The 25153-nt window shown below is 41.6% G+C and carries 20 protein-coding genes; 9 read left to right on the top strand and 11 right to left on the bottom strand.

All coding sequences use genetic code 11. The annotated features are described in order from the left end of the window. The first annotated feature begins 335 nt into the window (after positions 1 to 335). Positions 336 to 848, top strand: coding sequence for a hypothetical protein (locus tag BLR84_RS20845; protein WP_090472003.1), 513 nt, complete (start codon positions 336 to 338; stop codon positions 846 to 848). Positions 849 to 940: 92 nt separating this feature from the next. On the opposite strand, the gene BLR84_RS20840 is transcribed toward BLR84_RS20845, so the two are convergent. Continuing rightward, the gene (locus BLR84_RS20840; protein WP_090472001.1) at positions 941 to 1402 is read right to left on the bottom strand and encodes a nuclear transport factor 2 family protein; all 462 of its coding nucleotides are present in this window, start codon (positions 1400 to 1402) and stop codon (positions 941 to 943) included. Between the two features lie 134 nt (positions 1403 to 1536). On the opposite strand from BLR84_RS20840, the gene BLR84_RS20835 reads away from it, so the two are divergent. The 3 genes from BLR84_RS20835 (at position 1537) to BLR84_RS20825 (ending at position 4654) form a co-directional block, all read left to right on the top strand. Next, positions 1537 to 2109, top strand: coding sequence for a Crp/Fnr family transcriptional regulator (locus BLR84_RS20835; RefSeq protein ID WP_090471999.1), 573 nt, complete (start codon positions 1537 to 1539; stop codon positions 2107 to 2109). Positions 2110 to 2171: 62 nt separating this feature from the next. Continuing rightward, positions 2172 to 2639, top strand: a complete 468-nt coding sequence (locus BLR84_RS20830; RefSeq protein WP_090471997.1) for a DoxX family protein — start codon at positions 2172 to 2174, stop codon at positions 2637 to 2639. Positions 2640 to 2740: 101 nt separating this feature from the next. Then, complete coding sequence (locus BLR84_RS20825; RefSeq protein ID WP_090471995.1) at positions 2741 to 4654, top strand: hypothetical protein; 1914 nt, start codon at positions 2741 to 2743, stop codon at positions 4652 to 4654. An 81-nt stretch (positions 4655 to 4735) separates the two neighbouring features. Here the strand turns inward: BLR84_RS20825 and BLR84_RS20820 are convergent, their stop codons facing one another. Then, positions 4736 to 5053, bottom strand: a complete 318-nt coding sequence (locus tag BLR84_RS20820) for a hypothetical protein (protein ID WP_090471993.1) — start codon at positions 5051 to 5053, stop codon at positions 4736 to 4738. A 441-nt stretch (positions 5054 to 5494) separates the two neighbouring features. Between BLR84_RS20820 and BLR84_RS20815 the strand changes: the two genes are divergently transcribed. Next, on the top strand, positions 5495 to 6793 hold the full coding sequence (locus BLR84_RS20815) for an NAD(P)/FAD-dependent oxidoreductase (RefSeq protein ID WP_090471991.1): 1299 nt from the start codon (positions 5495 to 5497) through the stop codon (positions 6791 to 6793). A gap of 171 nt (positions 6794 to 6964) precedes the next feature. On the opposite strand, the gene BLR84_RS20810 is transcribed toward BLR84_RS20815, so the two are convergent. The 3 genes from BLR84_RS20810 to BLR84_RS20800 form a co-directional block, all read right to left on the bottom strand. Further along, positions 6965 to 8212, bottom strand: a complete 1248-nt coding sequence (locus BLR84_RS20810; RefSeq protein ID WP_218128406.1) for a hypothetical protein — start codon at positions 8210 to 8212, stop codon at positions 6965 to 6967. A 251-nt stretch (positions 8213 to 8463) separates the two neighbouring features. Further along, complete coding sequence (locus BLR84_RS20805) at positions 8464 to 9114, bottom strand: HD domain-containing protein (RefSeq protein WP_090471985.1); 651 nt, start codon at positions 9112 to 9114, stop codon at positions 8464 to 8466. 69 nt (positions 9115 to 9183) lie between these two features. Further along, positions 9184 to 10047, bottom strand: coding sequence for an AraC family transcriptional regulator (locus BLR84_RS20800; protein WP_090471983.1), 864 nt, complete (start codon positions 10045 to 10047; stop codon positions 9184 to 9186). Positions 10048 to 10211: 164 nt separating this feature from the next. On the opposite strand from BLR84_RS20800, the gene BLR84_RS20795 reads away from it, so the two are divergent. After that, positions 10212 to 11480, top strand: a complete 1269-nt coding sequence (locus tag BLR84_RS20795; RefSeq protein ID WP_218128404.1) for an FAD-dependent monooxygenase — start codon at positions 10212 to 10214, stop codon at positions 11478 to 11480. A 31-nt stretch (positions 11481 to 11511) separates the two neighbouring features. Here the strand turns inward: BLR84_RS20795 and BLR84_RS20790 are convergent, their stop codons facing one another. Further along, positions 11512 to 11877, bottom strand: coding sequence for a response regulator transcription factor (locus BLR84_RS20790; protein ID WP_143013958.1), 366 nt, complete (start codon positions 11875 to 11877; stop codon positions 11512 to 11514). Between the two features lie 281 nt (positions 11878 to 12158). Between BLR84_RS20790 and glgX the strand changes: the two genes are divergently transcribed. Further along, the gene (gene glgX, locus BLR84_RS20785; RefSeq protein WP_090471977.1) at positions 12159 to 14309 is read left to right on the top strand and encodes a glycogen debranching protein GlgX; all 2151 of its coding nucleotides are present in this window, start codon (positions 12159 to 12161) and stop codon (positions 14307 to 14309) included. Between the two features lie 532 nt (positions 14310 to 14841). Here glgX and BLR84_RS20775 read toward each other — a convergent pair. After that, on the bottom strand, positions 14842 to 15459 hold the full coding sequence (locus BLR84_RS20775) for a TetR/AcrR family transcriptional regulator (protein ID WP_090471973.1): 618 nt from the start codon (positions 15457 to 15459) through the stop codon (positions 14842 to 14844). A 177-nt stretch (positions 15460 to 15636) separates the two neighbouring features. Between BLR84_RS20775 and BLR84_RS20770 the strand changes: the two genes are divergently transcribed. After that, complete coding sequence (locus BLR84_RS20770; protein WP_090471971.1) at positions 15637 to 16746, top strand: mechanosensitive ion channel family protein; 1110 nt, start codon at positions 15637 to 15639, stop codon at positions 16744 to 16746. A gap of 77 nt (positions 16747 to 16823) precedes the next feature. Here the strand turns inward: BLR84_RS20770 and BLR84_RS20765 are convergent, their stop codons facing one another. The 4 genes from BLR84_RS20765 to BLR84_RS20750 all read right to left on the bottom strand — a co-directional run bounded on the left by BLR84_RS20765 (position 16824) and on the right by BLR84_RS20750 (position 23463). Further along, complete coding sequence (locus BLR84_RS20765) at positions 16824 to 20243, bottom strand: efflux RND transporter permease subunit (protein ID WP_090471969.1); 3420 nt, start codon at positions 20241 to 20243, stop codon at positions 16824 to 16826. Between the two features lie 24 nt (positions 20244 to 20267). Continuing rightward, on the bottom strand, positions 20268 to 21371 hold the full coding sequence (locus BLR84_RS20760) for an efflux RND transporter periplasmic adaptor subunit (protein WP_090471967.1): 1104 nt from the start codon (positions 21369 to 21371) through the stop codon (positions 20268 to 20270). Positions 21372 to 21408: 37 nt separating this feature from the next. Further along, positions 21409 to 22758, bottom strand: a complete 1350-nt coding sequence (locus BLR84_RS20755) for a TolC family protein (RefSeq protein WP_090471966.1) — start codon at positions 22756 to 22758, stop codon at positions 21409 to 21411. Between the two features lie 93 nt (positions 22759 to 22851). Continuing rightward, positions 22852 to 23463 carry a TetR/AcrR family transcriptional regulator gene (locus BLR84_RS20750; protein ID WP_090471964.1) on the bottom strand — a complete coding sequence of 204 codons (612 nt, stop codon included), beginning with the start codon at positions 23461 to 23463 and terminating at the stop codon, positions 22852 to 22854. Between the two features lie 247 nt (positions 23464 to 23710). Between BLR84_RS20750 and purB the strand changes: the two genes are divergently transcribed. Continuing rightward, complete coding sequence (purB, locus tag BLR84_RS20745; protein WP_090471962.1) at positions 23711 to 25057, top strand: adenylosuccinate lyase; 1347 nt, start codon at positions 23711 to 23713, stop codon at positions 25055 to 25057. Positions 25058 to 25153: the final 96 nt, after the last annotated feature.

The following is a 25153-nucleotide window of genomic DNA, read 5'->3' as shown; positions in this document are numbered from 1 at the left end:
AGCGTAAAACGCTTCACTTTTGGTCATTTTAACAAAGTTTTAACGCCATTTTAACACTTTTTAACAAATTTTTGATGGGTTTTGAAAGGTTTAAAAAGTATTAAATAACTGACTATCAAATAACTAAATACAAAACAGTTGATTTTTGGGTCTTGTTTGGCTTTAACTAAACAGCCCGGTTCCCTTATAAAAAGAGAACCGGGCTGCCGTTTGCATAAATATACGAAAAAAATTTCGGTATGCCGAAAGGATAATTTATCCCGGTACCTCTATCCTACTTAACAGCTAATTGCCTATATTTAATACAGAAACTGTTAACCTTAAAAATCACCATTATGCCGAACCACCTTTCTGTACTTGGGATCATCCACACCATTATCAGTGTGTTGGCCATCATTACTGCTGTTATCGCTTTATTTCGCCATGGAAAAATAAATCCGGGTGAAGGCGCGGGCCGCTTATATGTTATTTTAACCATTATTACCTGCCTTACCGGCTTCCCGATCATGAAAACAGGGCACCCTTCTGCCGGGCACGCGCTTGGTATTATTATCCTGGTGATATTGCCTATCGCGGTTTATGCGAGATCGATCCCATTTTTTGGAAAAGCGGCCGATTACATACAGATCATCCTGCTATCCTTAACCCTCTTTTTCTCGATGATACCCACTACTGTCGAAACACTGACCAGGTTACCCATTAGTCAGCCTTTGGCCAGCGGCCCTGATTCGCCTATGGTAAAAATGTGGCTCGGCATCTGGTTCCTGTTATATATAGTGGGTGTCACCTATCAGATAGTTAAATTACGAAAGCTAAAAAAGGCCGCTCTTCCGCCAGCAGTATCGTAAAATCGGGGATATCAGGCAGCTTATTTTATCTTAAGGATTGCACAGTTTTGTTACGCAAGGCAATACTTTTAATCACATCAGGATTCGGGTGGTTAATTTTTAAGTGCGCTGTCCCAATGCTCGGCTATTTTTCCGTTTTCGATACGTAGCATATCAAACCAGGTGGTAATATATTTTTCGCCTTTAACCTTCGGATCTGGATGTTCATCTTTAAAGCTAAGTACAACCAGGTTGCCTTCGGCAACTATGGAAATCAGCGGCGCTTTAACGGTTGCCTTTATAGCTAAAGGTTTGGCAAATTTGGAAAAGAAATCAATAAAGCCCTGCCGCCCGGTTGGTACATTGGGGTTATGCTGAATGTATGTTGGTAACAGATATTTGGCTGCAAGCTCAAGATGTCCGCCCTCAAGAACCTCCCGCCAAAAATCATAAACCAGTTTCTTATTTTTGGCAAGCTGAGGGTCTTTGCTGTATAACATAGCCTTTTGGTCCTGCCCAAACGTATAAAAAGTCAACAAAAACGCGAAAATGAATAATAAGCCTGCTTTTTTCATGATTTATATTTGATAGTTAAATATATTGATTTAAAAATACTTTGCCACTAATTAAGTAGCAGTCGTTAAAACCCGTTATAACATTTCTGTAAAATCAAATTCAAACAGCCTCTTAGATAAATATTTCTGATTTAATGAGCGACCTATTATTAAAACATATCCATCAGCATGCAGATCTTTCTGCCGATGATGCCCGTCTTGTACTCTCCAATTTTAAAACCACCCACATCAAAAAACACGGATATTTGATACGGGCCGGTGAAATATGCAGGTATGAGAGTTTTATTGTGAAAGGATGCTTAAAAGCATATACGCTTGATGAGCAGGGCACCGAGCATATCGTTTTTTTGGCTATAGAAAACTGGTATGCCGGCGATCTGTACAGCTTTTTAACCGGGCAGCCTTCCACGCTTTATATATCGGCTTTGGAAGAGACCGAGCTTTTGCAGATAGATAAACACGCGCTGGACAAGCTGCTGATAGCGGTACCGGCTATGGAACGATATTTCCGGATCCTTTTTCAAAACGCCTTTGTAGCCTCACAATCACGGGTGATGGAAGCGATCAGCTTTACCGCCGAGCAGCGTTATGACATTTTTCTCAAGCGCTACCCTACTATACAGCAACGGATCCCCCAATATCTGATAGCCTCTTACCTGGGTATAACCCCTCAGTTTTTAAGCAGGATCCGCCGTAATAAACTATAATAACGGGCAATTTATGAATGTAGTTTCATAGACAGCATTTTTGGCCTGCCGAATTTTGCTTCATGAAAAATATCAGAAACACAATCTTTAGCACTTCGGGCAATTGGCCCGCAGCTATCAGTCGCCTTACTTTGGGCTTCATATTATTACCGCATGGCGCGCAAAAACTGTTGGGGCTTTTTGGCGGCATGGGTTTTGCAAATACTATGCAATATTTTACAGGGGTTGTGCACCTGCCCTGGCTTATCGGATTTATTGTGATCGTGATCGAGTTTGCAGGCTCCATCCTGCTGATCATGGGTTGGGCAACGCGTATAATCGCTGCCTTGATCATCCCGCTGTTTATAGGCATTATCATTACACATCATTGGCAGGCTGGCTTTTTTATGGATTGGTTTGGCACAAATCCCAAAGGCTTCGAAGGTTTTGAGTTCGACCTGCTGATGATCGGTCTGGCTATATCCCTTGTGATAAGTGGTGGCGGCAGGTTTTCTGTGGATCACAGGTATTTGAACACTCCGGAAAAATAACCGCTCAAATAGGACAAAATAGCCTATTACATCGTTGTAGTTGATTTTTTTAATCCCTAATCTTCTATCAATTACATTTGTGATCCATACCTGTTATAACCATGATATTATCCAGAAGAAGTTTCATTAAAACCACCGCTATTGGAACAGCAGGGTTGATCAGCGTATCGCCATTTGCCAATGCTTCCGCCTTAACTGTTCCTCCTGTTACTGATGATCTGTATGCCTTGAGCGATCAGCTGTTAGGGCAATGGGCCAAAGGCCTGTTGGCGTTACAGGTTCTGGATAAATCAAACACCGATAATTACGGCGGCTTATATTGCCCGGCAAACAAAGCGGTTCATGGTCGTGGCAGTGATGCTATTTACCCCTTCTACCATCTGGCCCAAAAAACCGGTGATTCCAAATACACCGATGCAGCCGCATTGCTTTATCGCTGGATGAAAACCCGGGTAAGCCAGCCCGATGGTTCCTGGTTGAATGAACCCGTGAAAGGCTCCTGGAAAGGTACTACCGTGTTTTCGTCGATAGCATTGGCCGAAACCCTGAAAAATCATGGATCCATCATGGATAAAAGCTTTAAAGCCGAGCTTACCGACCGCCTGCAAAAGGCTGCCGACTACGTGTACACCAATTTTTCGATGGAGTATGGCAATGTTAACTATCCTATTACCGCCTCCTACGCGCTATCGCTGATAGGCACTATGCTGGATATTCCAAAGTATAAAGACAAAGGCCGGGAGTTTGCGCACACGGCTTTAAAATACATCACGCCTAAAGATGGTTTCATCTACGGCGAAGGCGGCCCTAACAGTAAAGCAAGTCCTAAGGGATGTTTTTCTGTCGACCTGGGTTATAATGTCGAAGAGTCATTGCCCTCGCTGGTGCTTTATGGCTTATTGACAAAGGACGAAGAAGTATTGGATGCGGTAACCCGTAGTTTAAAAACCCATATGGAGTTTATGCTGCCCGATGGCGGCTGGGACAACAGCTGGGGCACACGTAATTATAAATGGACCTACTGGGGTAGCCGTACCAGCGATGGCTGCCAGGCGGCCTATACCCTGATGGCCGGTCGTGACCCGAGGTTTTATAAAGTGGCACTGCGGAACACCCAATTACTACAGGAATGCACCAAGGATAATTTACTGTATGGCGGACCGCATTATGTATCGCACCAGGTACCGGTTTGTGTGCATCATACTTTTTGCCATATCAAAGCTTTAACGACGATATTGGAGCACGAGCATCAACCAGCCAAAGTAAATGTCGATAGCATAAAACTCCCCCGCGAAGAAACCTATGGCATCCGGGCTTTTAACGATATACAAACCTGGCTGGTAGCCAAAGGGAAATTCAGGGCGACTATTACCGGGTACGACAGGGAATATAAGGAAACCAAAAACGGCCACACTACAGGCGGCGCCCTCACCATGCTTTGGCACCCAAAAACGGGCCCCATATTTGCCGGCAGCATGAACCAGTATCAATTGTTTGAGGCCGATAACATGCAGCTCGATACAGACCCATTATCCATGCCGCTGACGCCACGTATAGAACTCCGGGTAGGTGAATCGGTATTTATGAATATCAACGATCTGGGAGCTCAGATAGCGCGCGGGGACATCAGCGGACAAGAGGTTATCAAAACACGGTCAAAACTGGTGGATAAAAACCAGCAAAATCCGCCGGCAGGCGAAGTAAACTGCCAGGTAACTTACCAGTTTGCCGGCGAGCGGGTAATTATCAAATTCAGCATTGAAAAAACCGGTTACGATGGGCAGACCAGGATCATTTTGCCGGTAGTTTCCAAATCAACGGAAAAATTCACTCTCGATGAAAAACAGATCAGAGTAAGCAAGGGCAAGAGCACCTTACAAATAACATCAACCTATAAGTTAACGGCCATGCCTACCACCGATAAAGGCAGGGTATTCAATTTTGTGCCGGGCCTGGAGGCTCTCCCCTTGAGTATAGATCAGAACGAAGCTACCCTTGTTATCGAGGTGATATAATAAACCCCGGGACACTATGTATCCCGGGGTTTATAACTATTTAAATATTCTATTCTCTTAAAAGATGTCTATCCTCCGATATTAATTACTCTTCAGAACTGCATGACCGGAATTGGGTGAACCGATTGATGTACCGACCAGAAGCTCTGGATCTGTATCGCCATAAAGGCACACTGGTTGATTTGGAGAATCTTTACAATCCTGTCCTGCTATAGCCGCAGCTTTGGAAACAGCATCACTAAAAAGATGCGGGCCTGCTATTTGGCCGGCTGTATTAACCGGATACCAATACAGTACTAAAAACTTTTTTTCATGATGAACGGGTGTCTTAAACGCAAATGCTCCGCAGATGCCAATTACTAAGGCCAGCGTCAATAATGTAAGCTTGATTTTTTTCATGGTTTTTACTTTTTGTTAATAGTTGCATCAAGATAATAATAATTTTTCATAAATATTATTACATATTTCATTATACAGAGAATTAAATATCATATTCATTTACCTGATAATAACACGATATTTAATACTTCTTCCGGGTAGTTTTGCGTTTTCTATACAGCACTTTATCAAACTACCTAATGTATGGTGCGGTGATGACACCGACCATAGGCTAAAAAAAGGGTGCCACCCTGAGCTCAGTCGAACCATGACACCCTGTTTGTATGACTGTCTTTTTATGAGTTATCACCTTTTTTCCTTACACTTAGTGTATAAAATACACACTTAATCATCCTATTGTAAATACTTTTATATCAGCCCAAATAAGCGCCCAAAAACATACATAAATGATAAAACAGAGGTATATTTGTGTATAAAGTACACTATCAAATAATTGATAAAATGAGCACTCCTAAAACTATACCTACAGCTACGGGCAATGTCCAAAATGCTGTTAAAAAAATTGTTATTGTTGGAGGTGGATTTGCCGGGATAAACCTGGCCGAACAAGTAGCCAAAAACAAAAACTACCAGGTTATTTTGCTTGATAAAAACAATTATAACTACTTCCCTCCCCTGCTTTACCAGGTGGCCACCAGCTTTTTGGACCCATCAGATATCAGTTACCCATTCCGTAAAATGTTCCGTAATAAACGGATCAGTTACCGCATGGCCGAAGTAGTAAAGATCGACCCTTCATCACAAACCGTACACTTAACCAACGAAGAACTTAAATATGACTATCTGGTGTTTGCTTCAGGTGCCCGGATAAACTTTTTTGGGATGGAAAATGTTCAAAAGAACGCCATCCCCATGAAAACTATCGATGATGCCCTGCACATGCGTAATGCTTTACTGCAAACCATGGAACAGGCCGCGATGACCAAAGACCTGGCCGAACGAAAAAAATTGTTAACCATTGTGGTAGCAGGTGGCGGCCCAACCGGGGTGGAAATTGCCGGGATGCTGGCCGAAATGAAAAAGAACATTTTCCTGAAAGATTACCCCGAGCTGAAAGGTACTCCGGGTGGGATATATATTGTTGATGGCGGCAAAAACCTGTTGGGCCCCATGAGCGAAAAAACACACCAGGAAGCTTATAAGGTACTTTCAGACCTTGGTGTAAAAGTAAAACTGAACACACAGGTTAAGGACTATGATAAACACGAGGTCGCTCTTTCAACCGCCGAAACCATTGAGGCTGGAACCTTGATCTGGGCCGCAGGCATCACCGCCAATACTTTTGAAGGCATACCGGAAAGCAGCCTGGGTGTTGGCCGCAGAATGATCACCAATGAATTTAACCAGGTAATTGGACTGGAAAACGTATACGCCATTGGCGATGCCAGCGTACAAATAACCGACGAACGTTACCCTAAAGGTCATCCGCAACTGGCGCAGGTAGCCATACAACAGGGCCGTAACCTGGCTAAAAACTTCATAGCCATGCAAAAAGCTAAGCCGATGAGCGCTTTCAACTACTTTGACAAAGGCGATATGGCTATTATTGGTCGTAATAAAGCCGTGGTCGATCTGTTTAAGAACAAACTGCATATTGGCGGCATTATGGCCTTGTTTATGTGGCTGTTCATCCACCTGATATCATTGGTCAACTATCGTAACAAATTAAAAACCCTGTATAATTGGGGCACTGCATACATGTCAAAGGATCAATCGTTAAGGATGATCTTCAGATCATAACAATTCTTCAAACCGGGACATGCAAACGGTCAGATAGGCAAAACTTATCAGTCCGTTTTGTTTTTGTAGAGACGCAAAGAAAGGCCTGTCACCCTGAGCTCCGTCGAAGGGTAGAGCGCAGAGGTCCACCCACCATGCTTCGACGGTGCTCAGCATGACAGCCTTTTTATCTTATTTGCCTTTAACCCAAATATCCCGTATAGTATCCTCATCACCATGCCCGTCGGGTACTTCGGTGCCGGGATTATTGGCATAATACCAGCGTTTTTTATCAATAGGTGATGTGGTTTGCCTGCCGCCGGGCATTTCCAGGTGACCGTTCGGGTCGGTTTTCTTAAGCCAGTCGTACGCATAATGGAGCCATTGGGTGCGGTATGTCTTATTCTGATGAGCGAACCAGCTGATCTCGTCATACCCCCAAACCCAAAAAGGGATGTCACCAGCGTTTTCCTGCCCGGGCTTTTTACTCACCCCATAGTTATCAAACTCCACCAGGTATGGCAGATGTTCGCAGGTCCAGCCGCTGGGCGTAATGCCGCCCTTGCTACGCAGGTAAAGCGCATCGGTATGACCTACCTGCAATGTAGCCTCCTCGGGTTTGCCTGAAGTTTCCATAATGCGGAGCGGAAAGGCATGAACATCCATCAAAAGCTTGCCATTGCGTACAAAACCTCCGCTGGGTACATGCGAATCGCAAATGATCATATGCCTGCGGGCATGTTTGTTGGCATAAGCGCGGATCAGGGTCAGTATCTGTGCGTAATTATCCAGGTTAGGATCATTTTTATTCATCAGCTCTACTTGCCCGAAATGAATCCCTTCGATACCGGCGTCGATATATGATTTAGCCAGAAAATAGAAGAATAATTTGGTTTCGGTCCTGCTTACATCGGGTACGGAGCCCCTGCCCCATTGACCTTTAAATTTACCGTTGGGATACAGCATATCGGCATAGCTAAAATTCCGATTTTGTACCGGTATGCCCAATGCCTCAAAGGCCCATGCGGGTATGGGTAGTTGCTCTACTTTGGGAGTTACGATCTCGAAGATGCAGGCTTGTAAAATAATGTCAGCGTCGGCTGCATGTACCTTAGCTGCCAGTTCCTTTTCTTTGACCAGATTCTGGGTGATCTCATCTTCCCCGCCCCACTGGCAAACAGCCCGACCGATAAATTTTGCGCCAATATTTTTAATCATGCGCAGGTTATCGTCAAAATTGCCCTTGCCTACCAGCAAGCTTTGTATAGTAATGGAACGGTCGAGATAGTTTTCCAATACCTTGCGCGATATTTTTTTGTCGAATTGATAATCACCGCGATCAGGAAGCGGGGTAGCCTTACTAAGCAAGCAGATAAACAACAGGGCTGCCACCATAGTGCAGCCATAAACTCTTTTTAGAATTAATACGGGTAGATTCATTATCCAGGTTTTTAAACAGGTTTGCGAAGTGGGGTATAGCACAAAACTACTGTCCTGAATAAATATTTAATTAAAATATGATTAATGGTGAGAGAATTTCAAACACCTGAGTCAATAAATAAATTATAAAATATGTCATTGCGAGCGCAGCGTGGCAATCTCCTCGCTTGCATATTGAACGCGATGAGATTGCTTCGTCGTTCCTCCTCGCAATGACATATGGGGTTGTTATTCGATAATTATTTCCCCCCTTACTCACTCCATGGCGAATGCAAAATACAATCACAGAAATTTTTGCGGTGAAAGTTCGGGATCATATAGGCGCACACATCGGCCTTGATATTGCCAAAGGTGGTTTCCGTTTTATGCTCAAAGCCGCTGAAGAAAGTTGGGATAATATTTTTCTTAAAATCATTACGCGGAAAGGCATGGATGATCTCTTCCCTGTTTTCAGTGCTCAGGTTTTCATAACCCTCACCCATGACATCCAGACCTACCCCCGAATACATCAGGGCTACTTCGGGCTCTTTGTGCTCGGCAATGCCGATGGTGGTGTGCAGGGCGATGGTATCCCAAACCAGTTGTAAGGATTCCTTGGGCAGTCCATGACTTTTCAGAAAATCGCGGGCGGCATTGGCGCCATCTACTTCAAAACGCAGATCGGGACTGCTATAATGTTTGGTTAAACCCAGGTCGTGAAATACCGAGCTCACGTATAACAGTTCGGCATCATACGGTAAGTTATTGCGATTTCCGTTCAGCGATGAAAAAAGGAATACCCTGAGCGAATGGTTATAGATAAATTCGGTACCATGCTCTAATAAAAGCTCGGTGGCCTGGGTGGCGATAGTACTATCGGGGATGGTGATCCCGGCAATTGTTTTCACTTTATTTACAGACATAATTTTATTGATTTTATATCAGCAAAATTAGCTGTGCTATGTGTCCCGGTAAATGTTAAAAACGGTTGATCACATGCCAATATTTACAAAGCGGTCGCGGTAATCATTGGGTGATATCAGCGTATTTTTCTTAAAAAAGTGACTGAACTGATCGGGCGTTGAAAAATTAAGATGATAGGCGATCTCCTTAACCGGTTTGGACGAGAATTGCAGGGAACGTTTGGCTTCGGCGATGATTTGTCCGTTAATGATATCCTTGGCGCCTTTACCACTACAACGCCTGCACAGATCAGACAGTTTACGTGCCGGAATTCCCAGCTGACGGGCAAAATCGGCTACCTCATGCGTGCTTTGATACTGGCTGCTCACCAGCTCCAGGTATTGCCGGTAAACCTGGTTTTCATAACTATCATAGCCACGGGCAAGTGAGGCGTTCACATTGGCTATCTTGATCATGATGATCTTTAAATAAGCGGCCATTGCATCCAGCTTATTAGGATAATCATCTTTTAAAAACTCCAGGTAAAGGGTATGAAACAGGATATCCAATTCTGAGTGATCAGCACTATTCAAGGGCAATTGCTGGTTGTCCGCGGCATTATTAAACAGCACCGCTTTACAATTGCTGGCACTATCCGGAGCTTTTTCCCAAAAACAATCACCGAAAGAAAGCTCGTAGCCGGTTATAGTAGCTCCCTCCTCAAAGGAATATAACTGCCCTTTGGCCAATAAAAACAGTTCGTTACCTGAGATTGGATAAACATTGTCATCTATCCGGAGGGTGCCGCTTCCTTGTTTAATTATAAAAACGCGGTGATAATTGATCCTGCAAACAGTTGAGGTTTCAAAAACATGATCGTGCAAATAATTGATGGCAAAGGAATCTTTCAATTCCTTATCAACCTGCATCCTTAAAAGATCCTGTTTTTCCATTGTGATAACAAACCTATAAAACCCTGGTGATTATAAAGTCATCGCTGTTTAAATAATTTCAATTTAACTTTGCCCGTATTCACCGATAATTTAGGGCATTTGACCGAAATCCATTAAAAAAAACTTCGCTACCTCATCATATTTGACCTGTTATTTGATGACCTATGATGAACAACGACTTAAACAACAGGAATATTTTAATATCAGGCGCAAGCATAGCCGGCCCTGCCCTGGCCTATTGGCTAAACCAATATGGGTTTAATGTTACCGTTATTGAAAAGGCACCTGAACTGCGTAAAGGAGGTTATCGCATCGACCTTCGCGGGGTGGCTACAGATGTAGCTCGGCGTATGGGTATTTTAAACCAGGTGAAGGAATTAAATACGGCCATGCGCGGCTCATCCATGATAGATGCCAACGGGAAACGATATGCCGACCTGAATGATCCCAATATATTTGGCATGCGGCAGGATACCGACATAGAGATTATGCGGGGCGAACTCTCGGGCATACTTTATGACGAAACAAAAGACCAAACGAAATATATTTTTGATGATGCTATTACAGCCATAACACAAACCGATGAATACGTAACCGTTACCCTTAAAGATGGCGAACAACGTGAATTTAACCTGCTTGTTGCTGCCGATGGCTTACGATCAAATGTGCGCGGCTTAGCTTTTGATAAGGAAAAGATATCTGTTGATCATCTGGGATATTTTGTATCCATTTTCACCATTCCCAACTATTTTAACCTCGATCACTGGGAGCTGAGTTACCCGGCTGTAGGTAAAATTGTAAATATATACAGCACAGGTAAGGACCAGGAGGCCAAAGCCTTATTGATGTTTGCTGCACCAGCTACGGAATATGATCATCGCGATATAACTCGGCAAAAACAAATGGTGATTGATCATTTTAAAAATGAAGGACCAGCCATCTCCAAAATCCTGGATGCCATTCATGATACGCCCGACTTTTACTTCGACGCCATTAGCCAGGTAAAAACAGAAAGTTTGTCCAACGGTCGTGTAGTACTGCTTGGCGATGCCGGTTATTGTCCCTCTCCTGCCTCTGGCCAGGGCAGCAGCCTCGCCTTGGTTGGCGCTTATATACTAGCCGGTGAACTCGCGGCCTCGCCCGGTAATCATCAGGCGGCATTTGCCAATTACGAGAGTCAAATGAGATGGTTTGTGAAAGCCAATCAGCAGTTAGGGTTAACTGTTTTAAAAGAGATGGTGGCTAAGTCAAAAAGTCAATTGTGGTTGCAAACTTCCATGCTGCGATTATTGCTTCAACTGCCCTGGAAAGAAAAGGTATTTAAAAGTTTCCTAAAAGAAATGCAACGGACTGTAGATGAGGCTGCCAACGCGATAGAACTTAAAAACTACGAGCATTACAAATTACAGGCTATAAAAAGCGATCAATTTTGATCACTAAACGTCAATCTTACTTAATCAATAATTAAACCAAATGTTTCAGATGTTTATCTACTGCTTCAATCAGTTGGGTCATTTCAAAGGGCTTACTCAGGTAAGCATCCGCCCCGCAATCACGGGCAGTATCTGCCAGATTTGCCCATCCTGATATCAACACCACCGGGATATGACTGGTTAAAGGATGATTTTTGATAGACACGCATAACTCACTGCCAAAGCCATCTTTTAGTCTGTTATCAACCAGTACCAGGTCGGGCATGTGTAATATGACTCCCTTTATTGAATTTTTATCCAGGGAAGCAGCGGTATCGTAACCCTCCTCCCGCAGAATTAGTTGTATAGCTTCGGACAGATCGGCATCGTCCTCCACAATAAATATTTTCTTGTTCATAGGTTTATTGGTATAGATAAACAAATTTACATAGCCCAATATTAACAATCAATTACTAATTAAGTTATTTAAAAATAAAGTAATACTTTGACGCTGTTTTTACACAATCATGTTTAATACCGGGAAACATGGCTATGCTTAAAACAATTTTCTTTAATTTCAATTTGAAAGTACTGACAGCTAAATACACTTATGAAACCATCATGAGCTAAAGCTCACCAACCGGAATATATAACCCGGCTCATGATAGCTTCATTGCCATTAAAAAACAAATTACACTAATGAAAATAGTAACATATCCCGGAAAACCATTTCCACTTGGTGCTATCTGGGATGGCGAAGGAGTTAACTTTACACTTTATTCTGAAAATGCTACCGGGGTCGATCTTTGTTTATTTAATGGTGTTCATGATGAGGTAGAATCGGCACAAATACCCATCACCGAATATTCCGAATTGATATGGCACATTTATATACCAGATTTAAAACCGGGGCAATTATATGGTTTCCGGGTATATGGGCCATATGAACCAGAGAAGGGTCATCGTTTTAACCCCAACAAATTATTGGTTGATCCATATGCAAAAGCCATTGCGGGAACGATTAATTGGAACGACTCTTTATTTGGATATGAAGTTGGCAGCCCGGAAGAAGATCTTAGTTTTAGCAAAACAAATAGTGCCGCCTTTATTCCTAAATCCGTAGTAATTGATCATAATTTTGATTGGGGAGATGATAAAAGCCCCAATATCCCATACTACAGGTCGATCATATATGAGGCTCATGTAAAAGGGTTCACCAAGCTTCATCCCGGCATACCTGAAAACATCAGGGGAACATACGCGGGTATGGCACACCCGATAGCTATTGCCTATTTAAAAGACCTGGGTATTACCGCAGTTGAATTGATGCCGGTACACGATTTTCTTTCCGACAGGCACCTTGTTGATGAAGGGTTGACCAATTACTGGGGCTATAATACCATTGGCTTTTTTGCTCCAGACGCACGTTATGCTTCATGCAGTGTACTGGGCGAACAGGTTACCGAATTCAAAAACATGGTTAAGGAATTGCATAAGGCCGGTATAGAGGTTATTCTGGATGTAGTATATAACCATACCGGCGAAGGCAGCCATATGGGGCCTACTTTATCATTCAGGGGGATAGATAATGTATCCTACTATCGCCTGGTGGATGACGACAAAAGATATTACATGGACTATACCGGCACAGGTAACACGCTGAATGCCAATTTACCCAATGCGTTGCGGTTGATGATGGATAGCCTTCGTTACTGGATAGAAGAAATGCATGTTGATGGCTTCCGTTTTGATCTGGCGGCTACCCTGGCCCGCGAACTGCATGAGGTGAACCGTTTAAGCGCGTTTTTTGACATCATACACCAGGACCCTACCATATCACGGGTTAAGTTAATTGCCGAGCCCTGGGATCTTGGTGAAGGCGGGTATCAGGTTGGTAAATTTCCCGCCGGCTGGGCCGAGTGGAATGGTAAATACCGTGATTGCATCCGGGATTACTGGAGCGGAGCTGAAAGCACCCTGGCCGAATTTGCAAACCGTATAACCGGCAGTTCCGACCTGTACAAATCATACAGAAGACCAACCGCCAGTATCAATTTTATTACTGCTCATGATGGCTTTACGCTAACCGATCTGGTCTCCTACAACGAAAAACATAATGAAGCCAATGGAGAAGACAATAACGACGGAGAAAGCCATAACCGGTCATGGAACTGCGGGGTTGAAGGCCCAACCGTTGATAATATCATTAATAACTTACGCGCCAAGCAAAAAAGGAATTTTTTAACAACGCTTTTCCTTTCACAGGGGGTACCGATGATTGTTGCCGGTGATGAAATAGGCAGAACTCAGCAGGGAAATAATAACTCCTACTGCCAGGATAATGAAATTTCATGGGTAAACTGGCAAAATCAGGACAAGGAACTATATACTTTCACCCGCAAACTTATTAATTTACGAAAAGAACATGCTGCCTTTTCACGTAAAAACTGGTTCAACGGGCAATCTATTAAAGATGACGGTATTGCCGATATAGCCTGGTTTTTGCCCGACGGTTCTGAAATGAACGATGATAACTGGAGTCATGATTTTGCCAAATCAGTGGCCGTATTTTTAAATGGATTGGGCTTGCATAGCGTTAATGCAGAAGGTGATAAAGTTGTTGATGATAGTTTTTACATCATCTTTAACGCCCATGACGAACCCTTGAGTTATAAACTGCCTCACCAGGAATACGCCTATGATTGGGAACTCCTGATTGATACGGCCAACCCTGCTGATAAGGGTGCAACACGAACATTTAAAGCGGAAGATACTATACAGATAGACGGTCGATCGGTCGTATTACTTCAACATCAGCTTATTCATGACGAGGGAACAAAACAACAATAACTTTATCTGGAATCATTTATATTGAAGCTAAAAGCAGAATGCACAAAGCTTAAAGCTAATGTCTTGATTTTGCAAGTTGTCTGTGTCCTCACAGACAACTTGCAAAGGTAATAGCCCATCATAAGACATAGTACATCAATAATATCACAAAAAGCGGGGTTGTCACCCTGAGCCCCGTCGAAGGGGGGAGCGCAGAGGCCTGCCCACCATGCTTCGACGGAGCTCAGCATGACACCCTTTTAGGCAAATGTCTAATCATTGGCTATTACTCTTGTAAGGGGCAATGGAAAAACTTATTTAAGGGGATCAGGAAATAAAAAAAGCAGAATGGAGTATATCCATTCTGCTAAATCACTCTAAAACAATCACCTCTTATTAAATAGGAAGTAGCTTTCAATAATCAAGGTATTAATTAAAATAGCCCTGATTATTTGTACACTCAAAGTTATCTATAATAACTCTCGTGATTGTTTGTTTATCTATCTTTTGACCAATAACTGACAGTAAATCAGCTTCATTAGTTACGGATGACTTAATACATCAAGCCTTTTATAAAAATATCTATCAGCAATAATCTTTTGGTATGTATTTCTTCCAGATGTTCTTTACGCGGGAAGTTTATTTTCTTTTGCGATACGGCGCTAACTTTAATACCATGCAAAGCATCCAATAACAGGTCAACTATTTCCTCAGGGTTTTCTAAAGGTTTAATAGCTCCCCGTTCTATTTCGGTTTTGATGGCTCTGCTCAATAAATTCAGTTCGGCAAGGTGAACCTGCTCCACTATCTCCCAAATGGTATCCGGAAGGTTTTGTTCATTAAGCCTGAAAAAATCAAAGAAATTGTAATTGCTTACAATAAAATCGTGATTGGTATTTATCTGAAAAACAAAAGCGTCTTTTAAATTAGCAAAAGTGTCAATATTATCTTCCAGGTTTTTGATGTAATCATTGGCCAGTTTACGCATTACTGCAATGTACAACTGGCTTTTATCAGGAAAGTAGTAATAAAGCAATGCTTTTGACATTGACAGGTCACCGGCAATTTCATTCATGGTAGTTTTTGAATAACCATAATGTAAAAACCGTTGATGAGAGGCGTCTAAAATTTTCTCCCGCTTTATATCCTGATGGTCATTGCCTGTAGCCATTTGATCTATAAATTATTATATAAACTAAAGTCAGGTCACAATTCCTGACTTTTTTAACAAAACTATCAAAAATTCTATAAATATAAGTACCGAGGCCTGTTACATGCGTTATTGCTAAAACAATTTTACATTCTAACTATTTTCAAAGTAGATTTCATAAACACATCTGCTATAAACATGGAAAATAGATTACCTCCCGGTTTGCTCGAGTTATCGCAACGCGTCCCCTCCATCATATGGGACCTGGCCATTGCGGTAATAGCTATTTTAGTAGGACTTATTATCAAGTTTATAGTCACCAATCTTTTCAAGGTATACGCCAAAAAAGAAACCTCTTATTCTTTTTTCAGGTCGGTGATCATTAACCTGGGCAGGGCTATTACCTATTTTATTCCACTTTTTCTGCTCAACCTATTCATTCCGTTTATGCGGATGGATAAGATTTATGTGGCCCCACTCGATAAGACCATTGAAATATTACTAACCATTTCCTTTGCCGGCATATTAGTCAGATCTGTAAGGATACTGGAAGATTATATATACCATACTTATGATCTGAATAAAGCCGATAATTTAAAAGAGCGCAAAATACGCACACAGATACAGTTTATGCGCAAGCTTTTGGTGGTGGTTATTGTTTTTGTGACCATAGCCATCATCCTGCTGAGTTTTGAGAGTATGCGTAAGATAGGCACAGGGCTGTTAACCGGCGTTGGTATAGGTGGTATTATTGTGGGTTTTGCAGCCCAGAACTCGCTGGGTAATTTATTAGCCGGTTTCCAGATCGCGTTTACACAACCTATACGCATTGATGATGTGCTGGTGGTTGAAGGTGAATGGGGCCGTGTGGAAGAAATTACGCTTACCTATGTTGTTTTAAAAATATGGGATGAACGCCGGCTTATTTTACCCATTAACTATTTTATACAAAAACCCTTTCAAAACTGGACGCGTACATCTGCCGATATTCTGGGTACCGTATTTTTATATATGGATTACACCGTACCAATAAATGCTATCAGAGATGAGTTTGAGCGACTGATCATAAAAACTCCCTTATGGGATAAACGAGTAAAGGTAGTACAGGTAACCGATGTAAAAGAGCGTGTTATCGAGATCAGGGTACTCATGAGCTCGCGTACATCCTCTGATGCGTTTGACCTGCGTTGTTACATTCGTGAAAATCTGATCACCTTTATACAGCAAAACTATCCGGGTAGTTTACCAAAAACCAGAAATGACTTAGGCGATCTGGAAAAATACGTTCAGCCAAAAGATCGGAACTAACCCAATTGTTTTTAAACAGAAAAGGGGCTGTATCATCATTGATTAATGATACAGCCCCTTTTTATTTTTATACTTAATTATACAGTTTCGGTTTCCAAAACCTCTTTGTGAGGTTCAACCGACTTTTTACCAAAGAAATAAGCTTTCATGTTATACCTGATGATGTACATACATGGCACCAGGATCAGGGTAATGACTGTCGCGAACCCAAGTCCGAATATCATTGTCCAGGCTAATGGCCCCCAGAAAGCTACGTTATCGCCACCAAAGTGAATATGTGGTTTAAAGTGTGTAAACAATCCCACAAAGTCGATATTAAAGCCTACAGCCAGTGGTATCAAGCCTAATATGGCCGCGGTTGCGGTTAGCAATACCGGGGTCATACGGGTGTGCCCTGCTTCTACCACAGCATCATGCAAATTGGCCCCCTGGTCGATGAGCATATCCGTAAACTCAACCAGCAATATACCATTACGCACTACCACACCTGCAAGGGCAATGATACCTATACCCGTCATAACGATAGACATGGTCATACCGAAGATACTCACCCCCAGGAATACCCCAATAATACTCAGGAAAATTTCGCTGATGATGATGAATGTTTTACCGATCGAGTTAAACTGGATCATAAGAATGATCAATATCAACCCAAACGATGTGGCCAAAGCTCCTAATAGGAAGTTCATCGCCTCTGCCTGATCCTCCTGGCCACCGCCCTGTCTGATGCTTATATTATCGGGCTTTTTAAAATTATTGATAGCCTGCAAAATATTAGCATTTACTTCGTTAGGGTTAAAAGGTTTTATAACATTTGATCCTAATGTAAGTACTCTTCGCTGTTGTTTACGCTTAATATTACTGTAAGTAGTAGTATAGCGGATATCAGAGAATGCCGAAATTGGCACCTGGCGTATGGCGCCACCTGTAGCTAAATCGCGATAGGTTATTTTTAAGTTACGTAGTTCATCAAGATTACCCCGCTGACTTTCCAGCGCCCTTACCTTTATCTGATAATCATCCTCTTTTGTGTTTCTGAAGTCAGCAGCTTTCCAACCTAATACTGCGGTAACCAGGTTCTGTGTTATTTGGCCAGAGGTTATGCCCTCGCGATTGGCGCGTTCCCGGTCAATGTCGAATACAACTTCTGGTTTATCACTTTGTACGTCAGCAACAAGATTTTCTATACCGGCAATATTTTGTTTATTGAGGTAGGTCTTTAAACGGTTACCGGTAGCAACTAATGTATCCAGGTTATCGCCAATAATTTCAATACTAATATCCTTTTGTACCGGAGGGCCGCTGGCTTCCTGCGCAACGGCAATTTTAACACCTGGCAAGCCTTGTACCGCCTCGCGTATTTTAGCCAGAGCCACTTTAGTATCCTGCCCATTCCTTTTTCCGAACTCTACAAAGGCAACAGTCACCTTACCCTTATTCTCGTAATCGCCCTGGTCCTCGTCTGAAGGATCAGTTACTCCTTTAGTAACATTTGAAATAATGGATGATACCACACCTTTGTAAGGTTCAACTACCTTGGCTACGCGTTCCTCAATTTTCCTGGTTACCTCGTTGGTTGTAGCCTGGTCGGTACCAATAGGCATGGTTATATACACGTAGGCAAAGTTAGGGTCGCCGGAAGGGAAAAACTCCGGCGTTTTGCCCAGCGTTGCCAATAAAACAATGGACAGGATAAACAAGCCAATTGTTCCCATAAGCATGGTAACCGGTCTTTTAACAGCCTTTTCAAGCCATCTGGCGTACCAGTCTTTAAATTTTGGCCAGGCATTCTTCTGAAACCTGTCTATCACTCTAAGCAGAACGAAATGGTTTAACAGGTACAGCGCCATCACAAATACCACCAAATTACCGATACCTATATTCATCAGATAGCCCAATACCGCGGCTACAGCCAGGTATATGAGGGCCCGCACGGTTTTTTTATCAAATTTGGGATTATCGTGTTCGCCATCATGATGTGGTTTCATAAAATCAACCGCGAAAACAGGATTGATAATATAAGCCACAACCAAAGATGCCAACAAAGTAATGATCAGGGTAATAGGCAAAAAGAACATAAAATGCCCGATAATACTATTCCAGAAGGCTAAGGGTACAAACGGTGCCAGTGTGGTCATTGTTCCAGAAAATACAGGCAAAAACACTTCGCCTGCCGCCATTTTCGCGGCTTGTTTAATAGGTACCTTACCGTTAGCGAAAATACGATGCGTATTCTCGATCACCACAATGGCATCATCCACCACAATACCTAATGCCAGCAAGAAAGAGAACAACACAATCATGTTTAGCGTGAACCCGATAGCCGGCATCACCAAAAACGCGATGAAGCATGACAGCGGAACCGAAAGCGCCACAAATATGGCATTGGTGGTACCCATAAAAAACATCAGGATAACAGTAACCAGTATAAAACCGATCACTATAGTATTGATCAGGTCATTAAGGGTGGTACGTGTTTTATCTGATTGATCACCGGTTACTACAATATCCAACCCTTTAGGAAATACCGTTTTTTGTTTCAGTTTGATCAGTTCGTTAATTTTATCTGATGCTTCAATCAGGTTTTCGCCTGCTCTTTTACTTACATTAAGGGTAATTACGTTTTTAAATTTCGGGTTATCGTTGGTTTTTAAGCGGGCATAACTTTCCTGCTCTAGGAATGAATCCTTAATTTCAGCAATATCTTTTAAATAAACTGCTTGTCCTTTCGGGTTACGAATGACCATAGCCGCCACCTGGTCGGCGTTTTTAAAATCCTGTTTAATATCAATACTTCGGCGTACGCCATCAGTTTTGATAGTACCTGCCGACTGTAATATATTTTCGTTACCAACGGCCTGGGTAATATCACTAAAACTTATTTGTGCCGCCGCCATCTTATTCAAATCAACATTAATCTGAATTTCAGGTGTTAAAGCTCCCACTTCATCTACTTTTGAGATCTCCTTGTAACTTTCAATCTCATCTTTTAAAATATCGGCATACTCTTTTAGTTTTTTCAGGTCATAATCACCAGAGATGTTGATATATAAGATAGGCTGATCAGCCACGTTAATGTCCGATATGATCGGTTCTTTATAGTTATCATCATTTTGGGGCAAATCCTGCTTAGCTTTGTCTACAGCGTCCTTAACATCTATCTTGGCATCTTTGGTCTTTACATCAGTGTTAAATTCGGCTGTAATCACGGATACGTTTTGTACCGAGTTCGAAGTAACCTTTTTTAACCCTTTTAACGATTTTAACTTTTTTTCTATCTGCCGGGTCACCAGGTTTTCCACGTTTTGGGGCGACTGGCCTACAAACGTTGTAGTTACATAAATTTTAGGTATCGCTATATCCGGAAAGTTTTCCTTTGGCAGGTTATTGTAGCTTATCAACCCGAGTACCGTAATCATAAATATGAGTACGTATATGGCTGTTTTGTTATCGATGGCCCAACTTGAGGGCCCAAATTCTTTTTTCAGATCTTTCATAATCAACAGATCAAACTTTTATAATTAGTTAGCAGACTGTAATACCTTGATTTTATCACCATCCTCAATTTCAGTAGCTCCTTCAGTAACCAACTCATCACCACTTTTTAATCCCGACAATATTTCGGTGTTGCCGCCATAAGTTGTACCCGATTTAACGTTCACTTTTTTAGCGGTACCATTTTGATTCAGATAAACATAATCACCATTTTCTGATTTCAGGATAGCTTTAATCGGCACTACAATGGTGTTAGCTTTGGAGTAGTTGGCTATCTGGATAATGGCCGTCATGTTTGGGCGCAAACTTTTACGTACAGGTAATTTTATTTCCACACCAAAACTGCGTGATGTTGGGTCAATAACCTTTGCAGCAAAAGTTACTTTGGTAATTAATGAATCCTGCGCATCTGGTACTAATATTTTCACTTCATTACCTGTATTTACGCTGCCTGCATAAGATTCAGGCACATCGGCTTTAACTTTTAAAACATCAGCGTTCACCACACGGATACCTGTTTGGCCCGGAGATGCCGCCTGACCTAATTTAAGATCCATCTGATCAATAGTTCCGCTAATAGGCGATACAATGCGGTACTGGCTCGCTTGTTGTTTTAATCCGGCTAAAACTTTTTTGGCTGTTTGCAGTGTTGTTTGCGCTTGTAAAAACTGCACCTCGGTACCTATTTTTTGATCCCAAAGATTTTTTTGGCGATTGAATAATGTTTGGTTTAAATTAACCTGAGCTTCATTCTGTGCTATATTTTGTCTCAGCACATTATCATCAAGTTGGGCCAATGTTTGTCCTTTACTGACGTGCTGCCCTACTTTTACATATATGCCGGTAATAACAGCCGAAGCCTGCGGGTACGCTGTTACGTTATCCTGAGCATCGATTTTACCTTGTATCTGAACATAATTGGTAAACTGAGCTGGCTTTATAGCAATAGTGCTTACATCCGTAGTTTTAGATGAGTCTTTTGAACCAACTTCGGCCTGCAATTTGATGATCTTTGAATTCAGATCGGCCTGTTGTTTTTTCAAGTCGGCCAATTCAGCCGATTTGTCCTTAGGTTTATTAGAGCAAGCTGCCAAAAAAATGAAAGCCGGTATGTATAGTAGTTTTTTCATGTCTTTTTTTATATCGTATAGTAGGTTTAGTAATTGTTTATTTAATGCGGCCGTATGCCTTGTCCAGGTCAACTTTGCTTATTAAGGCATCATAGAGTCCCTGTATATATTTATCATTTGCATCATCAAGAGATGTTTGAGCTTGCGTTACCTCCAGGCTTGAGCCAACTCCCTGTTGATATTTTATTTTAGAAACACGCAACACTTCTTCGGCTAATTCCCTATTTCTTTTTTGATTATTAAGGCTTTGTATCCCATTAACATAGGCAACATTAGCTTTATTAGCTTCCAGCTTCAGCCCGTTTTTTGAATTCTCTAAATCATTCTGCGATTTTAAAACTGCAATTTTTGATTGCCTTACCTGGTTTAAGCGTTGCCATCCATTAAATATGGGGATGTTTAAAGTTAGTCCAACGTAGCTTGAAGGAAAGTTCATTTTGTACAAATTACCAAAGCTGTTATTCTGATAAGATGAGGTATAGCTTGCATTGGCTTTCAGCGTTGGTAAGTATTGCGATTGCTGACGCTTCAAATCGAGCTTTTTAAGTGCAATACCTGTTTCCGATAAACTGTATTCAATGCGATTGTGATAAAATGAAGTATCGGCCGCCAGGTCAGCGGTATCGTCCAACTTAATATCCTCCAGTTTATCCTTTAAAGAAAGACTGTTCTCTATAGGCATTCCCATTTGAAATTTCAAAACCTGATAATTCAAAGCAAGAGACCGGATGGTATTTTCGCGGGTGGTTACTAAATTGTTATACTGAACCGCAATACGATCTACATCTATTTTTTCAACCGTTCCTTGCTTATTTTGAGCTGTAGTTTCATCAAACTGTTGCTTTAATTGCTTAAGGTTAGCGTCTGTTAATCTTAATTGTTCGTTACTAACCAATATCTGATAGTAAGCCTTGGTAACCGCTACGCTAATTTGGATCTTATTACGGGTTAGGTTTTTTAAAGAAAGCTCCTTATATGTTCTGGAAGCTTTTAAACCCACCAGGTAACTCCCGTCAAAAAGTATCTGATCTGCTGTTGCACCAATACTTGATTGATACTTAACCCCAAACTTTACAGGAATAAAAGTACCTGCGGGCTGGCCAAATACTTCGCCGGGAAGCAACGTTGTAGGAATTTTTAAATAATCCTGAAAAGTGGCTGATCCGCTTATCTGTGGTAGCCCGATACCTCTTGTTTCTTTAACCTTATATTCTGCACTCTTGATATCAAGGCCTGCATTTACAACTGAATCCTGGTGTTCATAGGCGTAATTGATACAATCCTGAATGCTAAAACTATAAGTTTGGTTATTAGGTGGCGCTTCCTGCGCATAGCTTTTAAAGGCGATGGCGCAAAGTACAGTTGCCGTAAAAAGTAAGTATTTCATTTTATATACTATAGTTGGGTTATTACTTTGTTATTTATGTTTTACCAATCAAAGGTCACGTCAGCTAATGACAACCTTATGTCAGCAATATTTTTATTCTTCGTGTATATTTTTATATTGGTTTAAAAGCTTGTACCCCTTAAGGGTACACACACCATAATTAAAATGCTCCTCGAACTGTACCTGTACCTTCCAGGTATTAAACTCTCCAATTGGAAAAATCTCGGTATTGAAGCCCAACTCTATCTGGCTCACCCGCATCCTTGCCATTATTTTCACATCAATATCCTGACGGATGTAACCCTGCTTCATTCCCTCTGTTAAAAGTTCTTCCATGGTGCTGATCAATACTTCTGCTTTAAACTTTTGAAATTCGGCCCAGGCCTCCGGATGATACTTTTGCATATCATGCACCGCAGTAGGGTTCATCTCCGCAAATATTTCCTCGGAGCATTTCATCATATTGATCATCGCTTCTATTACATCGTTTGATTTACCGATGATATCATTTATTTGATCCTCATCTTCTTTCAACCGCCCTTTGAGCACCGCTGTAACCAATTCATTTTTGTCTTTAAAAAACTGGTATATGGTTTTCTTTGACATGCCAATATGCCTGGCTATATCATCCATTGTAATGCTCTTGATCCCAGCCCTTAAAAATAATTCCAGGCTTCCGCGTAATATTCTCTCTATTTGACTCATTGACTTTCCGGGTCAAAACTAAGGAAACATTTTTTGATTTCAAAGTTTCCATTAGAAAATACAATTACCTGACAAAGCGTTTTTAATATGCTGATCTCATGTCATTTGTTTTTAATACTTATATAACAAATGACAATTCCAAAACAGGACAACAGATCACAAATATTTTATAGTTTCTGATTTGCGCCCTTGCTTATTGATCATCTGCACATCAATTTTCTTACCTTTGCCAAAATTTATAAAGAACATGACGCTTACTCCGCTTTCAGCAATTTCGCCAATTGATGGCCGTTACCGTAATACCACCGCTGAACTTGCCAATTACTTTTCCGAATACGCCCTGATTAAATACCGTGTATTTGTTGAAATAGAGTATTTTATTGCCTTAACAGAAAGTTCCCTGCCTCAATTACAGCATTTTGATGCTGCTGTGTCTGAAAAGTTACGCGACATTTATAAAAACTTCAGTGAGGCCGATGCCCAAAGCATCAAAGAGATCGAAAAAACTACCAATCATGATGTAAAAGCGGTTGAGTATTTTATAAAAAAAGAATTTGACAAATTAGGAGGGCTTGAGCCATTCAAGGAGTTCATACATTTTGGTCTTACCTCCCAGGATATTAACAATACCGCCATACCATATACCTTTAAACTGGCTGTAAACAACACCTATTATCCTGCTATAAATGAACTGGTTAATACTTTAAAAAATTATGCGCGTGATTGGGATCAGGTACCGATGCTGGCTCATACCCATGGTCAGCCTGCTTCGCCAACCCGTTTGGGTAAGGAGATCCAGGTTTTTGTAGAGCGTTTAGAGGCTCAGCTTGAATTATTGGCAGCAGTGCCCTATTCAGCTAAGTTTGGCGGCGCAACGGGTAATTTCAATGCACACCATATAGCATATCCTAAAAATGATTGGAAAGCTTTTGGTAACCATTTTGTTAACGATATATTAGGCCTTAAACGCTCGCAATTTACCACGCAGATAGAGCATTATGACAATTTTGCGGCCCATTGCGATGCCTTGAAAAGGATCAATAACATTATCATGGACCTGGACCGCGATATGTGGACCTATATATCCATGAACTATTTTAAACAAAAAATAAAAGCTGGCGAGGTTGGTTCTTCAGCCATGCCACATAAGGTTAACCCGATAGATTTTGAAAATTCCGAAGGTAACCTGGGCATTGCTAATGCTTTATTTGAGCATTTGGCAGCCAAGCTTCCGGTTTCCAGGTTACAGCGCGATCTGACCGATTCAACCGTTTTACGAAATATCGGTGTCCCGGTGGCTCACACGCTTATCGCTATCAAATCAACCATAAAAGGTTTAGGCAAGCTACTTTTAAACCAGGATGCTATTAACGCTGATCTGGAAGCTAACTGGCCGGTTGTTGCAGAGGCCATACAAACCATACTAAGGCGCGAAGGATACCCTAACCCATACGAGGCATTAAAAGACCTGACCAGAACTAATCAGCAAATAAACGCGCAAACAATAGCAGCCTTTGTTGATACATTAAATATAAGCGACGCTATTAAACAGGAGCTAAAACAGATAACACCAGCAAACTATACAGGTATTTAATGTGCTGATTTCAGATGTGCCGATTTCAGATGTGCAGATGTGCAAATGCGAAACACATTAATTAGATGTTTGACTTTAAATTTATGGATTTATCAT

Source organism: Mucilaginibacter sp. OK268, from assembly GCF_900103125.1.
GTDB lineage: Bacteria > Bacteroidota > Bacteroidia > Sphingobacteriales > Sphingobacteriaceae > Mucilaginibacter.
The sequence above is the reverse complement of the archived record's forward strand: the minus strand, read 5'-3'. Positions and strand labels throughout refer to the sequence as shown.